The sequence below is a fragment of the Amycolatopsis sp. NPDC059235 genome (assembly GCF_042754125.1).
Classification (GTDB): Bacteria; Actinomycetota; Actinomycetes; order Mycobacteriales; family Pseudonocardiaceae; genus Amycolatopsis; species Amycolatopsis albidoflava.
Map to the genome: position 1 here is coordinate 69,744 of NZ_JBHZAG010000022.1, position 16,868 is coordinate 86,611.

General features: G+C 69.4%; 21 protein-coding genes. 5 read left to right on the plus strand and 16 right to left on the minus strand.

Features of this window, described 5'->3' with window-relative positions; translation table 11 throughout:
• Nucleotides 1-38: 38 nt before the first annotated feature.
• From ACFXI3_RS17010 to ACFXI3_RS17050, 9 genes are all read right to left on the minus strand, one after another.
• The gene (locus ACFXI3_RS17010) at nucleotides 39-875 is read right to left on the minus strand and encodes a helix-turn-helix domain-containing protein (RefSeq protein ID WP_378400308.1); all 837 of its coding nucleotides are present in this window, start codon (nucleotides 873-875) and stop codon (nucleotides 39-41) included.
• A 51-nt stretch (nucleotides 876-926) separates the two neighbouring features.
• Nucleotides 927-2,681, minus strand: a complete 1,755-nt coding sequence (locus tag ACFXI3_RS17015; RefSeq protein WP_378400254.1) for a sensor histidine kinase — start codon at nucleotides 2,679-2,681, stop codon at nucleotides 927-929.
• Nucleotides 2,671-3,360, minus strand: a complete 690-nt coding sequence (locus tag ACFXI3_RS17020) for a response regulator transcription factor (RefSeq protein ID WP_344271637.1) — start codon at nucleotides 3,358-3,360, stop codon at nucleotides 2,671-2,673. The genes ACFXI3_RS17015 and ACFXI3_RS17020 overlap by 11 nt, the downstream gene beginning before the upstream one ends.
• A gap of 66 nt (nucleotides 3,361-3,426) precedes the next feature.
• Entirely contained in the window at nucleotides 3,427-4,035 is a 609-nt protein-coding gene (rdgB, locus tag ACFXI3_RS17025) for an RdgB/HAM1 family non-canonical purine NTP pyrophosphatase (protein WP_378400255.1), read from the minus strand.
• Complete coding sequence (rph, locus tag ACFXI3_RS17030; protein WP_344271632.1) at nucleotides 4,032-4,808, minus strand: ribonuclease PH; 777 nt, start codon at nucleotides 4,806-4,808, stop codon at nucleotides 4,032-4,034. Before rph ends, rdgB begins: the two co-directional genes overlap by 4 nt.
• A 38-nt stretch (nucleotides 4,809-4,846) precedes the next feature.
• Nucleotides 4,847-5,614: an MBL fold metallo-hydrolase gene (locus ACFXI3_RS17035; RefSeq protein ID WP_378400256.1), complete on the minus strand. Its 768-nt coding sequence runs from the start codon at nucleotides 5,612-5,614 to the stop codon at nucleotides 4,847-4,849.
• A gap of 36 nt (nucleotides 5,615-5,650) precedes the next feature.
• Nucleotides 5,651-6,451 (minus strand): glutamate racemase, encoded by an 801-nt coding sequence (gene murI, locus ACFXI3_RS17040; RefSeq protein ID WP_378400257.1) that lies wholly within the window; start codon nucleotides 6,449-6,451, stop codon nucleotides 5,651-5,653.
• Nucleotides 6,448-7,134: a rhomboid family intramembrane serine protease gene (locus tag ACFXI3_RS17045; protein WP_377927000.1), complete on the minus strand. Its 687-nt coding sequence runs from the start codon at nucleotides 7,132-7,134 to the stop codon at nucleotides 6,448-6,450. The genes murI and ACFXI3_RS17045 overlap by 4 nt, the downstream gene beginning before the upstream one ends.
• Before the next feature lie 210 nt (nucleotides 7,135-7,344).
• The gene (locus ACFXI3_RS17050; RefSeq protein ID WP_378400258.1) at nucleotides 7,345-8,667 is read right to left on the minus strand and encodes an MFS transporter; all 1,323 of its coding nucleotides are present in this window, start codon (nucleotides 8,665-8,667) and stop codon (nucleotides 7,345-7,347) included.
• A 22-nt stretch (nucleotides 8,668-8,689) separates the two neighbouring features.
• On the opposite strand from ACFXI3_RS17050, the gene ACFXI3_RS17055 reads away from it, so the two are divergent.
• Entirely contained in the window at nucleotides 8,690-9,334 is a 645-nt protein-coding gene (locus ACFXI3_RS17055) for a TetR/AcrR family transcriptional regulator (RefSeq protein WP_378400259.1), read from the plus strand.
• Between the two features lie 49 nt (nucleotides 9,335-9,383).
• On the opposite strand, the gene ACFXI3_RS17060 is transcribed toward ACFXI3_RS17055, so the two are convergent.
• The 3 genes from ACFXI3_RS17060 to ACFXI3_RS17070 form a co-directional block, all read right to left on the minus strand.
• Nucleotides 9,384-10,334, minus strand: a complete 951-nt coding sequence (locus ACFXI3_RS17060; protein WP_344271617.1) for a cysteine synthase — start codon at nucleotides 10,332-10,334, stop codon at nucleotides 9,384-9,386.
• Nucleotides 10,335-10,338: 4 nt separating this feature from the next.
• Nucleotides 10,339-10,617, minus strand: a complete 279-nt coding sequence (locus ACFXI3_RS17065; RefSeq protein ID WP_344271615.1) for a MoaD/ThiS family protein — start codon at nucleotides 10,615-10,617, stop codon at nucleotides 10,339-10,341.
• Between the two features lie 68 nt (nucleotides 10,618-10,685).
• On the minus strand, nucleotides 10,686-11,093 hold the full coding sequence (locus ACFXI3_RS17070) for a Mov34/MPN/PAD-1 family protein (RefSeq protein WP_067593663.1): 408 nt from the start codon (nucleotides 11,091-11,093) through the stop codon (nucleotides 10,686-10,688).
• An 81-nt stretch (nucleotides 11,094-11,174) separates the two neighbouring features.
• On the opposite strand from ACFXI3_RS17070, the gene ACFXI3_RS17075 reads away from it, so the two are divergent.
• Entirely contained in the window at nucleotides 11,175-11,546 is a 372-nt protein-coding gene (locus ACFXI3_RS17075; protein WP_344271611.1) for a hypothetical protein, read from the plus strand.
• Nucleotides 11,547-11,548: 2 nt separating this feature from the next.
• Here the strand turns inward: ACFXI3_RS17075 and ACFXI3_RS17080 are convergent, their stop codons facing one another.
• Genes ACFXI3_RS17080 through clpS form a run of 3 tightly spaced genes read right to left on the minus strand, consistent with a single transcriptional unit; the run spans nucleotide 11,549 to nucleotide 13,400 of the window.
• On the minus strand, nucleotides 11,549-12,586 hold the full coding sequence (locus ACFXI3_RS17080) for a P1 family peptidase (RefSeq protein WP_378400260.1): 1,038 nt from the start codon (nucleotides 12,584-12,586) through the stop codon (nucleotides 11,549-11,551).
• A complete protein-coding gene (locus tag ACFXI3_RS17085) occupies nucleotides 12,547-13,104 on the minus strand; it encodes a DUF2017 domain-containing protein (protein ID WP_067593672.1) in 558 nt (185 codons plus the stop codon). The genes ACFXI3_RS17080 and ACFXI3_RS17085 overlap by 40 nt, the downstream gene beginning before the upstream one ends.
• Nucleotides 13,101-13,400 (minus strand): ATP-dependent Clp protease adapter ClpS, encoded by a 300-nt coding sequence (clpS, locus tag ACFXI3_RS17090; protein ID WP_067593947.1) that lies wholly within the window; start codon nucleotides 13,398-13,400, stop codon nucleotides 13,101-13,103. Before clpS ends, ACFXI3_RS17085 begins: the two co-directional genes overlap by 4 nt.
• Nucleotides 13,401-13,474: 74 nt before the next feature.
• Here clpS and ACFXI3_RS17095 point away from each other — a divergent pair, with 74 nt between their 5' ends.
• Nucleotides 13,475-14,779, plus strand: a complete 1,305-nt coding sequence (locus tag ACFXI3_RS17095; RefSeq protein WP_344271600.1) for a nicotinate phosphoribosyltransferase — start codon at nucleotides 13,475-13,477, stop codon at nucleotides 14,777-14,779.
• Nucleotides 14,780-14,789: 10 nt separating this feature from the next.
• Nucleotides 14,790-15,365 carry an isochorismatase family protein gene (locus ACFXI3_RS17100; protein ID WP_378400261.1) on the plus strand — a complete coding sequence of 192 codons (576 nt, stop codon included), beginning with the start codon at nucleotides 14,790-14,792 and terminating at the stop codon, nucleotides 15,363-15,365.
• Nucleotides 15,366-15,369: 4 nt separating this feature from the next.
• On the opposite strand, the gene ACFXI3_RS17105 is transcribed toward ACFXI3_RS17100, so the two are convergent.
• Complete coding sequence (locus ACFXI3_RS17105) at nucleotides 15,370-16,029, minus strand: choice-of-anchor P family protein (RefSeq protein ID WP_378400262.1); 660 nt, start codon at nucleotides 16,027-16,029, stop codon at nucleotides 15,370-15,372.
• 187 nt (nucleotides 16,030-16,216) lie between these two features.
• Here ACFXI3_RS17105 and ACFXI3_RS17110 point away from each other — a divergent pair, with 187 nt between their 5' ends.
• Nucleotides 16,217-16,807, plus strand: a complete 591-nt coding sequence (locus ACFXI3_RS17110; RefSeq protein WP_378400263.1) for a biotin transporter BioY — start codon at nucleotides 16,217-16,219, stop codon at nucleotides 16,805-16,807.
• Nucleotides 16,808-16,868 lie beyond the last annotated feature (61 nt).

Below are 16,868 nucleotides of genomic sequence, written 5' to 3' on the forward strand. Positions count from 1 at the left end.
CAAATTAGCGGGTTGCGGGCGGTCGCTCTTGTAAGAAATCAATCGGTCGGCAGCGGCCAGTTGTTCAGTGTGTGACCGGGGTGTTCGCGCAGGAAGCGCCGCCGGACTTCGACGTACTGGGTTGGGGTGAGGCCGGTGAAGGCGCGGAACTCGTGGCCGAAGTGGGCCTGGTCGAAGTAGCCCGCGCGGCTGGCGAGTTCGCCCCAGTCGATCGGTCCGGTGGGGTCGAGCGCGAAGACGGCGGCGGTGAAGCGGTAGGTGCGGGCCAGCCGTTTGGGAGTGACGCCGACGAGTTCTTTGAACCGCTTCGCCAAGTGGGTGCTGCTGACCCCGGCTGCCGCGGTCAGGTCGCCGATGGTCACCGAGCCGCTGGTCGCCGAGCCGCTGGTCGCCGAGATGATGCTGCTCGTGTGGCGGATCAGGCCAAGGCCGGAGGTCTCGCGTAGCCGTCGCAGCAGCTCGTCTTCTAGCAGCGTCAGCATCTGTCGCGGTTCGTTTGCGGTGGCCAGGCGATCTCGCAGTTCGGAGACGGCGGAGCGGCCCCAGACCTGTTCTATCGTCACCGGCCGGTCGCACAGTTCGGTCGCGGGCATCGGCAGGAACGGGGCCAGGCCCCATGATTTGAAGTGCACGCCGACGGACCGGGTCCGGGGCGGGTAACCGAACTCGTACGCGCGGGTGGGCATGGTGATCACGCAGCCGTCGGCGTACTCGGCCGTCTCGATCTCGGCACCGGCGCGAATGCGGAACGGCGCGCCCAGGTTGACGATCAGCAGCGCCGCCGGTGCCGGCGGCAGCGTCAGCCGGGCATACGGCGGCGCGCCCTCCAGGTAGTAGAGGTCGTCGATCAGCCCGTCCAGCGGCGGTCGCGGCACTCTGGACACGTACTCCACGCTCACAGCATCGCCGACACCTGCTGGCAAGCGCTACTCACGGAAATTTGCGGGGAAGCGCAAAGTGAACGTCGTGCCTTCGCCGGGGGTGCTGGTGGCGGTCACTTCGCCGCCGTGGGCTTCGGTCAATTTGCGGACGATTGCCAGGCCTAGACCGCTGCCTCCGGAGATTCGGCTTCTCGACGGGTCCGCGCGCCAGAAACGGTCGAAAACCCGGGGCAGATCTTCTGGGGAAATCCCGGTTCCGGTGTCGGTCACTTCGAAAATTGCGTCATTTTCCCGTTGGCTCGCGGTGACGGTTACCAATCCGCCGGGCGGGGTGTGGCGAATCGCGTTGGAGACCAGGTTGTCCAGGGCTTGGCGAAGGCGTACGGGGTCCGCGGTAATGGCCGGGTTTTCCATCGGCGGGACGGACAACTGGACGCCCGCGGTTTCGGCGCGCGGGGCGTGGGCGGCGGCAAGGTGGGTCAGCAAGGTGTTCGCGTCGATCGGTTCCGGGTGGACGCGCAGCGCGCCGGCGTCGGCCAGAGCCAGGTCTTGCAGGTCGTCCACGATGTGCTGCAGGTGGACTGCTTCTTCCAGCAGCGAGGCGACCAGGTCGTCGTCCAGCTGGCTGATGCCGTCTTGGGTCGCTTCCAGCCAGCCCCGGATGGTGGCCAGCGGGGTGCGCAGTTCGTGCGCGACGTCGCTGACCATCGCTTTGCGGGCGTTCTCCAGCTCTTCCCTCGCCCGCGCCATGTCGTTGAACGCGGTGGCCAGGCGGGCGATCTCGTCCTTGCCTTTGACGCGGACCCGGGCGCCCGTCTCGCCTGCCTTCAGGCGTTGGGCCGCGCCGGTCAGCGCGCGGAGGGGGCGGATCAGGCGGATCGACGCCAGTGCGGTGACGATGACTGTCAGCAGGAGGATCGCGGCGGTGACGGCGATGAGTTTCGTGCGGTTTTCCGACGAGAGAGTGAAACCGGTCGGGGGCTGGTCGGTGCCTTTTTCGGTGATGTAGAGCCAGGCCGCGGGCGCGACGTACGGCGTCAGCTGCTCTTTGCGGGCTGAGGTCACGCAGTTGGTGATGGTTTGGTCGGTGGCTTGCGCGATCGGCCCGTCGAAGGTCCAGGACAGGGCCAGTTTCGCGACCGGGATGGTGCTGTCGTTGCGGCCAAGGCAGGCGTCGACCAGGCTGGACAGCTTCGCCAGGGCGGCCCGTTCGGTCTCGGTCGGGCGTTCCAAGAGGCCGGTGCCGCATTGGGCAGTTCCGGCCGGGGCGATGACTCTCGGGTGGCCGCTCGGGGAGATTTCCAGGCTGCCCAGGCCGGTTCGGCGCTGGGTGCAGGAAAGGACTTTTTCGGCGACTTCCTGGAGATCGTCGCGTTCGTCCGCCGGGAGTTTGTAGGGGCCGACGGCGTCGGGGTCGATCCGGTCGGGCGTGGATTTGATGCCAAGGCGGGTGTCGACGGCCAAGGGATCGATGACCGCGGACGGCTGGGTCGGGAGTTTGCCGGGGTTCTGTTCCGAGCTGGCGATCAGCTTGCCCTGCGGGGTGGTCAGGACGATCTTGCGGCCGGTTTTGTCCGCGTAGTCGTTGATGGTTTTGGCCGCGCCGGACCACGTGGGATGGGTTGCCGCATACGAAAGCAAGGCCTGGTAGATCGTTCCGTCGTCGGCGAAGAGCTGGCCCTGTTCCCGTTCGATGGCACCGGAAGTGGTCCGGGAGGCTAGCCAGGCGGTGGCCGCGATCGCGCACACCGCGATGGCCGCGGTTACCGCGAAGAGGCGGAAGAGGAGGCTACGGGGCATCGGACTTGGCGGTCAGTTTGTAGCCCACGCCGTACACCGTGAGGAGTTTCGCCGGTTTTCTCGGGTTGGGTTCGATTTTCTTTCTGAGGTTCATGATGTGCACGTCAATGGCGCGCTGAGTGATGTAGCGGTCGAAACCGTGCAGGTGTTCCAGGAGTTGCGCTCTGGTGAAAACCTGGTCCGGGCGGGCGGCCATCACCTCGAGGATCCGGAATTCTCCCGGAGTGGTTTCGATCGGGTTTCCGCTTACCGCGACCTCGTGTTTGTCTTTGTCGACGGTCAGCGTGCCGACTTTGATGGGACCGTCTTTCGCCGCGTTCGTTCGCCGAAGGAGGGTTCGGACCCTCGCCATGAGTTCGCGCGGGCTGTAGGGCTTGGTGACGTAGTCGTCCGCGCCCAGGTCGAGGCCCTGGAGCAGGTCGTCCTCGGTCGAACGGGCGGTGAGCATGAGGATCGGCAGGTCGGAGGACGCGCGGATGGTCCGGCAGACGGTCAGGCCGTTCATGCCGGGGAGCATGACGTCCAGGATCAGGAGATCGGGTTCCGCCGTGCGGATTTCCGCCAGTGCGGCTTCGCCGGTGGGCGCGACGGTGACGGTGTGCTGCTCGTGTTCCAGGTAGCGGCGGACCAGTTCCGCTTGTTTGGGATCGTCTTCGGCTAGGACGATATTGGCGCACATACCAGCCGAGACTAGCCCGAGCCCCGCCCCGGAGCCACCAGCGCGGCTCCGGGGCGGACCCGGCAGTTATGCGTCGGCCAGTTTCCGCAAAGCCGGCAGAAGTGCGCGCAGGGCTTTGCCCCGGTGCGAGGCGGCGTCTTTTTCCGCCGGGGAAAGTTCCGCGCTGGTTTTCGTTTCGTTTTCCGGCACGAAGATCGGGTCGTAGCCGAAACCGTTGGTTCCGTGCTTTTCCCTCGTCAGCGTGCCTCGCCATTCGGCGCGGACCGTGGTGGCCTCGCCGGACGGGAGCGCCAGCACGGCGGCGCAGACGAAGGCCGCGCCCCGGCGCTCGTCCGGGGTGTCGGTCAGCTGCGCCAGCACCAGGTTCAGGTTCGCTTCGTCGTCGCCGTGTCGGCCGGACCAGCGAGCCGAGAGGACACCGGGCATGCCGTTGAGGGCGTCGACGGTCAGGCCCGAGTCGTCCGCGATGGCGGGCAAACCGGTGGCGGCTACCGCGTCCCGTGCTTTGGCCGCCGCGTTGCCTTCGAAGTCGGGGGCGGTTTCCGGGGCTTCCGGGAACTCCTCGACGTCGTTCAGGCCGAGCACCTCGACGCCCTGGATGCCTTCCGCTTCCAGGATCCGGCGCAGTTCGCCCAGTTTCTTCGCGTTCCGGGTGGCCAGCAGCAGCTTGGTCACTTCTGGCCCTTCTTCTTGTCCGGCCGCGGTTCCGGCAGCTCGCCCGGGTACGGCAGCGCCAGCGCTTCGTTCTGCAGGCGCGTCAATTCCTCGCAGCCGGCGAGCGCAAGGTCCAGCATGGTGTCCAAAGTGGACCTAGCGAAGGTGGCGCCCTCGCCGGTCCCCTGCACCTCGATGAGGGTTCCGGCGTCGGTGGCGACCACGTTCATGTCGACCTCGGCGCGCGAGTCCTCCTCGTACGGCAGGTCGAGGCGCACCCGGCCGTCCACGACGCCGACGCTCACCGCGGCCACCGAGGACGACAGCGGCTGGGGGTCGTTGAGCCGGTTCGCCGCGCCCAGCCAGGTGATCGCGTCCGCCAGGGCCACGTAGCCGCCGGTGACCGCGGCGGTGCGGGTGCCGCCGTCCGCCTGGATCACGTCGCAGTCGATGACGATGGTGTTCTCGCCGAGCGCGGCCAGGTCGATGCAAGCGCGCAGGGAGCGGCCGATCAACCGGGAGATCTCGTGCGTCCGGCCGCCGATCCGGCCTTTCACGGCTTCGCGGTCGCTGCGGGTGTTGGTCGCGGACGGAAGCATCGCGTATTCGGCGGTGACCCAGCCGAGACCGGACCCGGCGCGCCAGCGCGGCACGCCCTCGGTCACGCTCGCCGCGCACAGCACCCTGGTGTTGCCGAACTCGACGAGCACCGACCCGGCAGGCCACTTCTGGAACCCGCGGGTGAGCTTCACTTCGCGGAGCTGGTCGTCGTTCCTGCCATCTTTTCTAGCCACGGGGAGCACTCTAGGACGTACCCCTGACACTTTCGCGGTCAGAGGTCGTAGACCGCGCCTTGCGTCACCAGCTCGGCATCCGGGAACACGGCTTTGGCCTCGGCCAGGACGCCATTCCGGTCGGTCCACGGGGCGACGTGGGTCAGCAGCAGACGGCCGACCCCGGCGTCCTTGGCCAGTTCACCGGCTTCTTTCCCGGAGAGGTGCACGCCTTTCGGACGGTCGGCGGCATCGGTCCAGGACGCTTCGGAGAGCAGGACATCGACACCGTCGGCCAGTTCGCCCAGACCACGGCACAGCCCGGTGTCGCCGGTGTACGCGAGAATGGTGCCGCCGTACGCGATGCGCAGGCCGAAAGCTGGCGTCGGGTGGTACACAGCGACGGCGGTCACGTCGAAGGGGCCGATTTCGATCGTCTCTTCGCGCAGCTCGTGGAACTCGTACACGTCCGACAGATCCGCAGCGGCGCGCTCGGCGGCGTCGGCCGCGTACGCGTGCGCGAGACGCGAAGGCGCTTCTGCTGGCGCGTACAGCGGCAACTGCCGCGGCCGGGCGGGATACGGCGGCGCCGGGTGATAGCGGCGAAGCACTGTCAGCGAGTTGACGTCGGCGCAGTGGTCGGCGTGCAGGTGCGAAAGGACGAGTGCGTCCAGGTCGAACGGGTCCAGCACAGTCTGCAATTGGGCGAACGTGCCGGTGCCCAGCTCGAGACCGAGCCGGTAGCCCTCCGCCTCCAGGAGATACCCGGACGCGGCGGCGTCCGGCCCGGGGATGCTGCCCGAACACCCGAGGATCGTCAGTCGCACCCCGTCACCCTAACTCCGCACAGCGGCACCGCAGCGTCACGCGCGGACCGGGTCCAGCGCGCCCGGCGCGAAGCCCATGAACCGCTGCGCCAAGCGGGCGAACGGTTCCGGCGAACCAGTGGCGAGGAACTCGTGCTTCGGCGGCTCGTCGCGCTCGGCGAGCAGGTCGAGTTCGGTCAGCACGCGGTAGAGGTCCTTGGCGGTTTCGTCGGCGCTGGAGACGAGCGTGACGTCCTGTCCCATCACGATCTGCAGCACGCCGGACAGCAGCGGATAGTGCGTGCAGCCGAGGATGAGCGTGTCCACCTCGGCTTCGAGCAACGGCTGCAGATAACCCTGTGCCAGGCCGAGAATCTGTCGGCCAGTCGTGATGCCGCGCTCCACGAAGTCCACGAAGCGCGGGCAGGCGACACTGGTGAGGCGTACGTCCGGCGCGGCGGCGAAGGCGTCGTCGTACGCCCTCGAACGCACAGTGCCCTCGGTGCCGATCAGGCCGACGCGTCCGGTGTGCGTGGCGACGGCGGCCCGGCGCGCCGCGGGAAGGACCACTTCGATGACTGGTACGTCGTAGCGTTCGCGCGCGTCGCGAAGACAGGCGGCGGACGCTGTGTTGCACGCGATCACCAACGCCTTCACCCCGCTCTCGACCATGTCGTCGAGAGCGGCGAGCGCGTACTCGCGAGCGGTGGCGATGGGCAACGGGCCGTACGGGTTGCGCGCGGTGTCGCCGACGTAGCGGAGCTGTTCGGCAGGCAGCAGTTCGAGAATCGAGCGTGCGACGGTGAGCCCGCCGACGCCGGAGTCGAAAACACCGATGGGCGCGCCGGGAGAACTCACCCCCCGAGGTTACCCGGGGTCGTCGGCTCGATCTTCGGGGATTTGACGCGTTCGCCGCGTGAGGTCAGCCACGCGGCGAGGATGCCGGCCAGCGCGCCGAAGAGGTGGCCCTGCCAGGAGATGCCGGGGTTGCCGGGCAGCAGGCCCCAGAGCATCCCGCTCCAGATGCCCAGCAGCACGACCGCGACCGCGATCTGCGCGAGCGACCGGTGGAACAGGCCGCGCACCAGCAGGTACGCGAGCCAGCCGAAGGCGAGCCCGGACGCGCCGACGGTGTAGGCGTTCGACGGTCCGACCAGCCACACCCCGAGCCCGGAAACCAGCCAGATGATCGCGGTGACCACGGCGAACCGGCCGATGCCCGCGGCCATCGCGAGGAAGGAGAAGATCAGCACCGGGACTGTGTTGGAGAACAGGTGCGACCAGCCCGCGTGCAGCAGCGGCGCCCAGAGGATGCCGTCGAGACTGGAGGCGTCCCGCGACAGGATCCCGCCGTGGGTGAACTCGCCGGGCAGGATCACGTCGAGCAGTTCCACGAGGTACAGCACCGCCACGAACCCCAGCGCGACGAACGCCGCGGCCTTGGGATTGGGCGGCAGGATGCGCTTCGCGGCGTCGACCGGCTTGCCGCCGCCGGCAGCGGGCGGCGGCGACGTCGGCGGGAGGGGAGGCAGTGTGCTCACGCCCTCAGGCTACGTCGGCGGGAAGCGGACGGCCTCGGGAGAAATCCCTGAACTTGGCCCTGGGTGACCTGCCGTGAAGGACTCCTTGAGGGAATCAGATTCCTTCAAGGAGTCCTTCACGGCAGGGCCCGGCCACGCGGGGTCGTGCGGGTCGTGAGGGGAACCCTGAGGGACTCAGAGTCCGTGAAGGTGGCCCTCACGGACCGGCAGTCACGCCATTGCTGGCTTCCGGAGCAAGTTTCCGTAGGCTGCGGCGAACAAGGCGGAAAGCAGCGCGGCCACTGCCGCCACCGCGAAGCTCCATCCAGGACCCCCGGCCGACAACACCACCGCGCCGACCGCTCCGGCGAGACTGCTGCCCACCACCCGAACCAGCGCGTTGATCCCGCCGGCGGCGGCCGTTTTCGCGGGCTCGACGTGCTCGACCGCCATCGTCCCCAGAGCGGCGTACCCGAGCCCGATCCCCAGCCCCAGCACCGCCGCGACGGCATAAAGCCCGAGCCCGTCCCCCGGCAACGTCGTCAGCCACAACGCGGCCACCAGCACCACCGCCGAACCGCCGGCGACCAGCGCGGGCGCACTGAACCGGCGCATCAACGAACCAGCCAGCACGGAAACCACGAGCATCAGGATCGTCGTCGGCAAGAGATAGAGGCCCACCTGCAACACCGACGCCTTGAGCACGCCTTGCGCGTACGCCGAAAGCGTCATGATCGTGGCGAACAGCGCGAAGCCGAGCAGGAACGACGCCACCGTCGCGCCGACCGTTTTTCGGTGCAGCAGCATAGGAATCTCAATCAACGGCGTCTTCGTACGCCGCGCCGTCACCATCCACACCGCCGCCAGCACCACGGCCGCGACCAGCAGCCCGACGGTCCCCCAGCCCCATTCGGAACCCTTGCTGATCGCCAGCAGCAGGCAGATCAGCCATCCCGACACCAGCACCGCGCCCAGCAGATCCGGCGAACCGCTCCGCACCGCGGCCGTCCGGTCCTCCTTAACCGCGGCGACCAGCGCGAACGCCACTACGCCGAGGCCCGCCAGCACCCAGAACACCAGCTGGTGATCGCCACCGGCGAGCCCGGCGAGGATCATCCCGCCGCCGCTGCCCGCGCCGATGGTCGCGCTCAGAACGCCGATCGCGGTCGGCAGCGATCGGGCCGGCAAAACGGTCCTGACCTGGCCGATCGCCAGCGGGAGCAACGGCGCGGCCGTCCCCTGCAGAATCCGGCCGACGACCAGCAGCGGCAGCGAGCCCGCCACGGCCGCCAGCACCGATCCCCCGACCAGCAACGCCAGCACGACCAGCGACATCGCGCGCCTGCCGTACAGGTCGCCGAGCTGCGCGACCAGCGGAATCGCGACCGCGCCCGCCAGCAGCCCGGCGGTCAGCGCCCACGACACCGAACTCAGCGGCACGCTCAGCTTGAGCTGCAGCCGCGGCAGCAACGGCACCACCACGGTCATCTGCAAAGTCCCGACCGCCACCGCGAACGCCAGCGCGGCGACCGTCCCCCAGTAGTTTCTATACATGTATAAAAAGTAGCATGGCGACATGCCAGCGCGCACCGGCCGACCGCCGAAGATCTCCAAAGCCGACATCGTGGCCGCCGCTCACCGGGTCATCGAGGAGGACGGCGTCGACGCGTTGACCATGCGGCGGCTCGCCCGCGAGGTCGGCAGCACGGCGATGGCGCTGTACCACCACGTGCGCGACAAAGAGGGCCTGCTTCTGCTGCTGCTGGACGACTACGCGCACCGCGAGATGCCTCGGCCGGAGAACCTCCCCGAGGAACCGGCGGAGAGGATCGTCGCTGTCGCGAAGGCGATGCGGGACGGGCTGGCGGGCTGCCCGTGGATCGTGGACGTGCTGCGCTCCGACGACCTGCTGTCAGTCGGAGGGCTGTGGTACCCGGAGAAAATCGTTGCGGCGGCGGCAAAAGCGGGCCTGCCGGCCGATGCGGCGGTGGAGGTCTACCGAGCGGTGTGGCACTACACGCTGGGCGAGATCAGTTCCCGCGCGGCCGCCGCGCGCCGACGGGATCGGGGCGGCGACACCTACCGCGAGCGAGTCTTCGCGGAACTGGACGCGACGGAGTTCCCGGCGCTCGCCGAGATCGGACCGCGCTGGGAAACCCTTACCGCACAAGACACTTACGAACGAGGCGTCCGCGCACTCGTCGCGGGATTACTGCCGTGAGGGGAACCCTGAGGGAATCAGAGTCCCGCAGGGTTCCCCTCACGGAAGGTCAGGCCCAGAGCTGACCGTCAAGCCGTTCTGCCGCTTCGTCCAGCGACCCGGAATACGCGCCGGTCGACAGATACTTCCAGCCGGCGTCCGCGACCACGAAGGCCACGTCCGCCTTCTCGCCGCGAGCGGCGGCCTTCTCCGCGACCCCGAGCGCCGCGTGCAGCACCGCGCCCGTGGAGATCCCGGCGAAAATGCCCTCGTGCTCCAGCAACTCCCGCGTCCGCCGGAGAGCGTCGTACGCCCCCACCGAATAGCGTCCGTTGAGCACACTCTCGTCGTAGAGCTCCGGCACGAACCCCTCGTCGAGGTTGCGCAGGCCGTACACCAGCTCGCCGTACCGCGGCTCGGCCGCGATGACCTGGACGTCCGGCTTGTGCTCGTGCAGGTACCGGCCGACCCCCACCAGCGTCCCGGTCGTGCCGAGCCCGCCGACGAAATGGGTCAGCGTCGGCAGGTCCTTGAGCAGCTCCGGCCCGGTCCCGCGATAGTGCGCGTCCGCGTTGGCCGGGTTGCCGTACTGGTACAGCATCACCCAGTCCGGGTTCTGCTTCGCCAGCTCCTTGGCCCGCCGCACCGCCTCGTTCGAACCGCCCGCGGCCGGCGAGAACACGATCCGCGCGCCGTACGCCTGCAGCAGCTGCTTGCGTTCGGTGGACGTGTTCTCCGGCATCACGCACACCAGGCCGTAGCCCTTGAGCTTCGCGGCCATGGCCAGCGAAATCCCGGTGTTGCCCGAGGTCGGTTCGAGGATCGTGGACCCGCGCCGCAGGATGCCGTCCCGCTCCGCCGCCTCGATCATGGCCAGCGCGGGCCGGTCCTTGATCGAGCCGGTCGGGTTGCGGTCCTCGAGCTTCGCCCACAGCCGCACCTCGTCGGTCGGCGACAGCCGCGGCAGGCCGACCAGCGGCGTGCCGCCGAGGGCGTCGAGGAGGGACTCGTAGCGAGTCATCGACTCAGCGCGCGCCGCCCGCGACGGCGGGCAGGATGGTGAGGGTGTCGCCGTCCTTGACCTCGGCGGCGAGCCCGCCGGAGAAGCGCACGTCCTCGTCGTTGACGTAGACGTTGATGAAGCGGTGCAGCTTCTCCTCCTTGACCAGGCGCGCCTTCAGCCCGGCGTGCCGCGACTCGACGTCGTCGATGATCTCGAGGACGGTCTTGCCCGCCGCCTCGACGGACTTCTCGCCGCCGGTGTGGGTGCGCAGGATGGTCGGGATGGACACGGTGACGGCCATGGTTCTTACCTCCGGTGGGTTCCTAACACGCTGACGCATCGGACGCCGCGCTTTATTCCGCAAGAGTTCTAGTCGAGGATCTCGACCGGCTCCTCGGTGATCTCGGCGTCCACGATCCGGTACGAGCGGAACTCGTGCGAATCGGGCTCTCTTGTCGAGACGAGCACGTAGTGCGCGTCGGGTTCGGCGGCGATGTTCGCGTCGGTGCGCGACGGATAGGCCTCGGTCGCCGTGTGCGAGTGGTAGATGACCACCGGGACCTCGTCGTTCGCGTCCATCTCGCGATAGAGCTTGAGCAGGTCGCCCGAGTCGAACTCGTAGAACGTCGGCGAGCGGGCCGCGTTCAGCATCGGGATGAACCGCTCGGGGCGGTCCGAGCCCACAGGACCGGCCACCACCCCGCACGCTTCGTCGGGGTGGTCACGGCGGGCGTGGGCGACGATCTCGTCGACGAGTTCACGGCGGATCCGGAGCACACGGACATCTTAGTTCGTGGACCGAACGAGTCCACACTGTGAGAGCTACCGCTCATCCCCAGGTCAGGGCACAATAACGGGATGCCGGTGTCCTCGAAGCTCCGCGAACGCTGCCGTCGCCTGCTGGCCGAGGGGGACGTCGTCCAGTACGTGTTCCCTGCCACATCGCTGATGATTTCGATGATGGCCGCGCACCGGAGCTTCGTCATCGTGGTCACCGATCGGCACGTGACGGTGCTCGCCTGCAGCACTTTCCGCCGGTCGAAGCCGGTTTCGGTGTGGGAACAGCTGCCGCGCTCGACCGAGCTGGGCCCGGTGGACCTGCATCCCTCGCTCGGGCCGACCGTGTCCTTCGGCGGATTGGTGCTGGAAATCGACGAGGAGTACGTGGCCACCGTGCGCGCCGCCGACCTCGAGCGGAGCGAGGATGCGCTCCCGCAAGACCCGTTCTGACCTCAGCCCAGCGCTCCCGGCCACACGTCCCGGTACGCCGGGATGCCTGCCGCGGAGGTCGCCGACAACAGCCCGTGCACCATCGCCCGCGCGAACACCCGCGCCGACGCCGCGCACAACGCGTCCAACGCGCCCGCTCGCGCGGCCACCGCGAACGACCCGGGCTCCCCCGGCAGCTCCCGCGCGCCGGTCGCCAACGCGAAAACGGTGTCGCCGTCGAACATCGAATGCGCCGGACGCACCGCCCGCGCCAGCCCGTCCTGCGCGGCGACTGTCAACCGGCGTGCTTCGGCTTTCGTCAGCGCGGCATCGCAAGCCACCACACCGATCGTGGTGTTCAGGTCAGTCCGCTGCCCCGGCACTTCGCCCGGACGATCCGGCCAGCGGACGCCGAACTCGCCGTTTACTTCATGGTCTCCGGCAAACGCCCGCCCAGTCGCGAAATCCACCGCTTGGCCCGCCGCGTTCACCGCGACGATCGCGCCGACCGTCACCTCGCCGACGACCTCGCTCGCCGTCCCGATGCCGCCTTTGAGCGAGCCGACCACCGCACCCGAGCCCGCGCCGACGGTACCCATCGCGACGGCGTCCCCGGCTGCTTCGCAAGCGGCGTAACCGAAATCGGCGTCCGGCCGGTTGCCCCATTCGCTGCGCGGCAGGTCGAAGAGCACCGCCGCGGGCACGATCGGCACGACCTCATACGGTTGCGCGCCAACGGGAAACCCGTGGTTCCGCTCGGACAGCCACCGCATCACGCCGTCCGCCGCCGCGAGCCCGTACGCGCTTCCGCCGGAGAGGCAGACCGCGTTCACCTGCTGTACCAGGTTTTCCGGCTCCAGCAGATTGGTTTCGCGGGTTCCCGGCGCGCCGCCGCGCTGATCGACCGCGCCGGTCGCGCCGTCCGGCACGAGCACGACCGTGGTTCCGGTGGCCCAACCGTCGCCGAGCCGCTCGTGATGGCCTACGAGCACGCCCGGAACATCGGTGATTTTCCCGCCGGTCAGCCGGTCAGCGCCTGGATCAGCGTCTCCTGCACCCATGTCAGCCAATGGTAGACGCCGAGATGGGGTGCGCGGGGGTCGTCGTCCGGCAGCTCGTCGGGCATGTCCTCGGTGACGTCGAGCGCCGTGCCCAGCGCCAGCCGGACGTCGTTCAGCGCGCCGAGCCAGGCGTCGGCCTGCTCGAAGGTCAGCTTCACCGAACCGCCGTCGCGCGGAAGCGTGTCGAGCACGATCTTCGCGACGCCGACCTTCTTCTCCAGCAGCTCCGGCTCGTGCAGCGACCGCATCGCCGCAGCCGAATCGAGATCCTCGCGGCTCGGGTTGTCCGGGTCGAGCCGGTGGAAGTCCGGCAGCAGCCGCGACAGCACCGGGTCGTCCGGCGATTCGGCGGGGCCGGTGCGGATCCCGGTCAGCTCGGCGAGTTCGTCCTGCGGGGCCTCCTCGGCCCGGGCGGTGAGCATGTCCTCGAGCTGCCCGACCAGCCCGCGCAGCACCGCGGCTTCCTGCTGTTCGAACCCGGCGAGGATGGCGTCCCCCTTGCGCCGCCAGGCCTTCACGAGGGCTGTTCCATGGTCGCCCACAGGCCCGCCGCGTGCAGCTTCGCCACGTCGGTCTCCACCTTCTCCTTCGAACCGGACGACACGATCGCCCTGCCCTTGTTGTGCACGTCGAGCATCAGCTTCGTGGCGTGGTCCCGGCTGTAGCCGAACAGCTTCTGCAGGACGTACGTCACGTACGACATCAGGTTCACCGGGTCGTTCCAGACGATCGTCCGCCAGGGCTGGTCGGATTCGGCCAGCTCGGCCCCGAGTGGATCGACCTGCGTCTGTTCGGATGCGACAGGCGTGGACATGCACACCATGGTGTCACGGGGCCATCCCGGTACGCCGCGCCAGGTCCGTCCATGTGAGTGAATAGGCTGCTCCCATGGGTTCCCCCGAGCCGGTCACCAGCGCCAGCACGGCGCTGCTCACCGACCACTACGAGCTGACCATGCTGGCGAGCGCGCTCGCGGACGGGACGGCCGACCGGCCGTGCGTGTTCGAAGTCTTCGCGCGGCGGCTTCCCGACGGCCGCCGTTACGGCGTCGTCGCGGGCACCGCGCGCGTGCTCGACGCGATCGCCGACTTCCGGTTCACCGACGCCGAGCTGACCATGCTGGAGCAGACCGCGGTCGTCGACCCGGAAACGCTGGCGTGGCTGGCGGACTACGAGTTCCGCGGCGACATCGACGGCTACCGCGAAGGCGACCTGTACTTCCCCGGTTCGCCGATCCTCACCGTGACCGGCAGTTTCGCCGAGGCCGTGGTGCTGGAGACGCTGGTGCTGTCGATCCTCAACCACGACAGCGCGATCGCGTCCGCGGCGGCGCGGATGTCCGGTGCGGCGCACGGCAGGCCGATCATCGAAATGGGCGGACGGCGCACGCACGAGTACGCCGCGGTCGCCGCCGCGCGCGCCTCCTACCTGGCCGGATTCGCCACCACGTCGAACCTCGAAGCGGGCCGCCGCTACGGGATTCCGACGCGCGGCACCGTCGCGCACGCCTTCATGCTGCTGCACGACAGCGAGGAAGCGGCGTTCCGCGCGCAGGTCAGCAAGATGGGCGCGGACACCACGCTTCTGGTGGACACCTACGACATCACCGCGGGCATCGAGGCGGCCGTGCGCGTCGCCGGCCCGGAGCTGGGCGCGATCCGGATCGACTCCGGCGACGTCGGCCCGCTCGCCCGCAAGGCCCGCGACCAGCTCGACGCGCTCGGCGCGAAAGACACCCGGATCGTGGTGTCCGGCGACCTCGACGAGCACGCGATCGCGGCGCTGCGCGCGGAACCGGTGGACGCCTACGGCGTGGGCACCTCGGTGGTCACCGGATCCGGCGCGCCGACCGCCGGGATGGTGTACAAGCTGGTCGAGGTCGACGGCCGCCCGGTCGCGAAACGCAGTGCGCACAAGGAATCCCGGGGCGGGCGCAAGCACGCGCTGCGCCGGCACCGCAGCACCGGCACGGCGGTCGAGGAAGTGGTCTGGACCGCCGCCAGCGGCCGCCCGGAGCCCGGCGAGAACGATCTCGACCTGCAGATACCCCTGGTGCGAGAGGGCGCGCCGGTGGATGATCTGCCCACGCTGGACGACGCGCGTGCCCGCCTGCGGCGCGCGCAGGTGAGCCTGCCGTGGGAGGGCCTCAAGCTCTCGCACGGCGAGCCCGCGATACCGACGACTTTTCTGTAGGGAGCCGACCATGGGAACCGCGCTGATCGTGGTGGATGTGCAGAACGACTTCTGCGAGGGAGGCTCGCTCGGCCTGCCGGGCGGGGCGGCCGCCGCGGCCGCCATCTCGCAGCGGATGGCCGACGGCGGCTACACCCACATCGTCGCCACCCGCGACCACCACATCGATCCGGGCGACCACTTCAGCGACACGCCCGACTTCAACACCAGCTGGCCGGTGCACTGCGTCGCGGGCACGGCGGGCGCGTCGTTCCACTCGGCGCTGGACGTGGTGCCGGTCGAGGCGGTGTTCTCGAAGGGCGAGTACACCGCCGCGTACTCCGGTTTCGAGGGCAAGTCCGGCGACGGCAAGACGCTCGAGGAATGGCTGCGCGCGCACGAGGTGACCGACGTCGAGGTCGTCGGCATCGCGACGGACTTCTGCGTGCGCGCCACCGCCCTCGACGCCGCTCAGGCCGGGTTCAACGTGCAGGTGCTGCTGGACCTGACCGTCGGCGGTTCGCAGCCGACGGTGGACGCGACGCTGAAGGACTTCGACGAGGCGGGCGTGCGCTACGTCGGCACGCCCGCGCTGCCGCCTGCCTGACCTGTCACGGCTTGGGCGCACCGCCCTTGCCGTACGGATTGCACGCCGCGGTGCCGAGGTAGATGTCCCCGCTCGCCGGACCGCCTTGCGGGAACAGCTTCACGTGCACCGCGTGCGTGACCAGGCTGCCGTCGGCGGGCTGCGGCGTCACGGTCTCGTTCAGCGTGATCGTGGCCAGCGCCGTGCCCGCCGCGCCGCCGGGGACCGTGATCCGGTAGTTCGCCGGGATCGACGACGGAATGGTGAACCCGGAGACCTCGCCGATCGACATCGAGCCGGTGCTGCCCGAATCCGTCGTGGTGGCGCAGCCGACCGAATAGGTGCGGACCTTCAGCTCGGGCCCGCCGTACCGGGTCAGCAGGTCGGATTCGAACCGCTGCCCGCCGGTTTTCACCTGCGCGACCGGGCCCTTCCGCTCGCAGCTGGTGCCGCCGAACCCGAACACCGCGACCTCGCCCGCCGCACCGCCGGGAGTGCGCGCGGACGCCGGCCCGTCGGCGTCGCAGCGGGCTAATTCGCCGGTGACCACGTGCTCGTGGTCCACCAGCACGTCGAGGCTGCCCGCGGAACCCCAGCCGGTGGACGTGACCGGCGGATCGGCGTGTGCCGCCGCCGGCGCCGCAGCCAGCAGAACCCCGGTGACCAGCAGGATCCGTCCGCGCATTCGACCTGTCTCCCTTCGCCCGTGCTTCGACATCGGCAGCGCGGCAGGGGTCCCAAACGTCGACGGTCGCAGCTCACCCGGACGTGTGGCGGAAGACAGGGGTGGTGAGGAACGCAACTTGTCTCGTTCCGCCCCCTCGCTCGACGATAACCTGCCCGGACGTCCGTTTTCCGTGGTTGGAGGTCCCGTGTCGTCACTGTCTCTCCCGGCCCGCCGTCAGGTGCTGGCCGACCTCGTGCCCGGCACCCTGGTGCGCGACCTGGCGCTGGTCGCCGGCGGCGCCTTGCTCACCGGCGCGGCCGCGCAGCTGGTCATCCCGCTTCCGGGCACGCCGGTGCCGATGACCGGCCAGACCTTCGCCGCGCTGCTCGTCGGCGCGACGCTCGGCATGCGCCGCGGCGCCGCCTCGATGCTGCTGTACTTGCTCGTCGGCGCGGCCGGCGTGCCGTGGTTCCAGGGCGGGACCGCCGGGCTGTCCGGCGCCTCGGCCGGGTACATCGTCGGGTTCGTGTTCGCCGGCGCGCTCGTGGGCGCGCTCGCCCGCCGCGGCGGCGACCGCACTCCGCTGCGCACGGCGGGGACCATGGTGCTCGGCAATGTCGTGATCTACGCCTTCGGCGTGCCGTGGCTGATGGCCGCCACCGGATTCGACCTCGCCACCGCTTTCGACAAGGGCGTCACGCCGTTTCTCGTGGGCGACGTGCTGAAGACCGTGGTCGCGGCGGGTGTGCTGCCGCTCGCGTGGGCCGCGGTTTCGCGGTTCCGCAAGGAAGACTGAGCCGTGAATCCGGGATCTTCGATCCGGCGCGAGGGGTCCGTTCGCGCCGGATCGAAGATCC

Coding starts and splice junctions, on each gene's coding strand:
- ACFXI3_RS17015 (WP_378400254.1), bottom strand. CDS start 2,681: ATGCCCCGTAGCCTCCTCTTCCGCCTCTTCGCGGTAACCGCGGCCATC.
- ACFXI3_RS17020 (WP_344271637.1), bottom strand. CDS start 3,360: ATGTGCGCCAATATCGTCCTAGCCGAAGACGATCCCAAACAAGCGGAA.
- ACFXI3_RS17050 (WP_378400258.1), bottom strand. CDS start 8,667: ATGTATAGAAACTACTGGGGGACGGTCGCCGCGCTGGCGTTCGCGGTG.
- ACFXI3_RS17055 (WP_378400259.1), top strand. CDS start 8,690: ATGCCAGCGCGCACCGGCCGACCGCCGAAGATCTCCAAAGCCGACATC.
- ACFXI3_RS17060 (WP_344271617.1), bottom strand. CDS start 10,334: ATGACTCGCTACGAGTCCCTCCTCGACGCCCTCGGCGGCACGCCGCTG.
- ACFXI3_RS17065 (WP_344271615.1), bottom strand. CDS start 10,617: ATGGCCGTCACCGTGTCCATCCCGACCATCCTGCGCACCCACACCGGC.
- ACFXI3_RS17075 (WP_344271611.1), top strand. CDS start 11,175: ATGCCGGTGTCCTCGAAGCTCCGCGAACGCTGCCGTCGCCTGCTGGCC.
- ACFXI3_RS17080 (WP_378400260.1), bottom strand. CDS start 12,586: ATGGGTGCAGGAGACGCTGATCCAGGCGCTGACCGGCTGACCGGCGGG.
- clpS (WP_067593947.1), bottom strand. CDS start 13,400: ATGTCCACGCCTGTCGCATCCGAACAGACGCAGGTCGATCCACTCGGG.
- ACFXI3_RS17095 (WP_344271600.1), top strand. CDS start 13,475: ATGGGTTCCCCCGAGCCGGTCACCAGCGCCAGCACGGCGCTGCTCACC.
- ACFXI3_RS17100 (WP_378400261.1), top strand. CDS start 14,790: ATGGGAACCGCGCTGATCGTGGTGGATGTGCAGAACGACTTCTGCGAG.
- ACFXI3_RS17105 (WP_378400262.1), bottom strand. CDS start 16,029: ATGCGCGGACGGATCCTGCTGGTCACCGGGGTTCTGCTGGCTGCGGCG.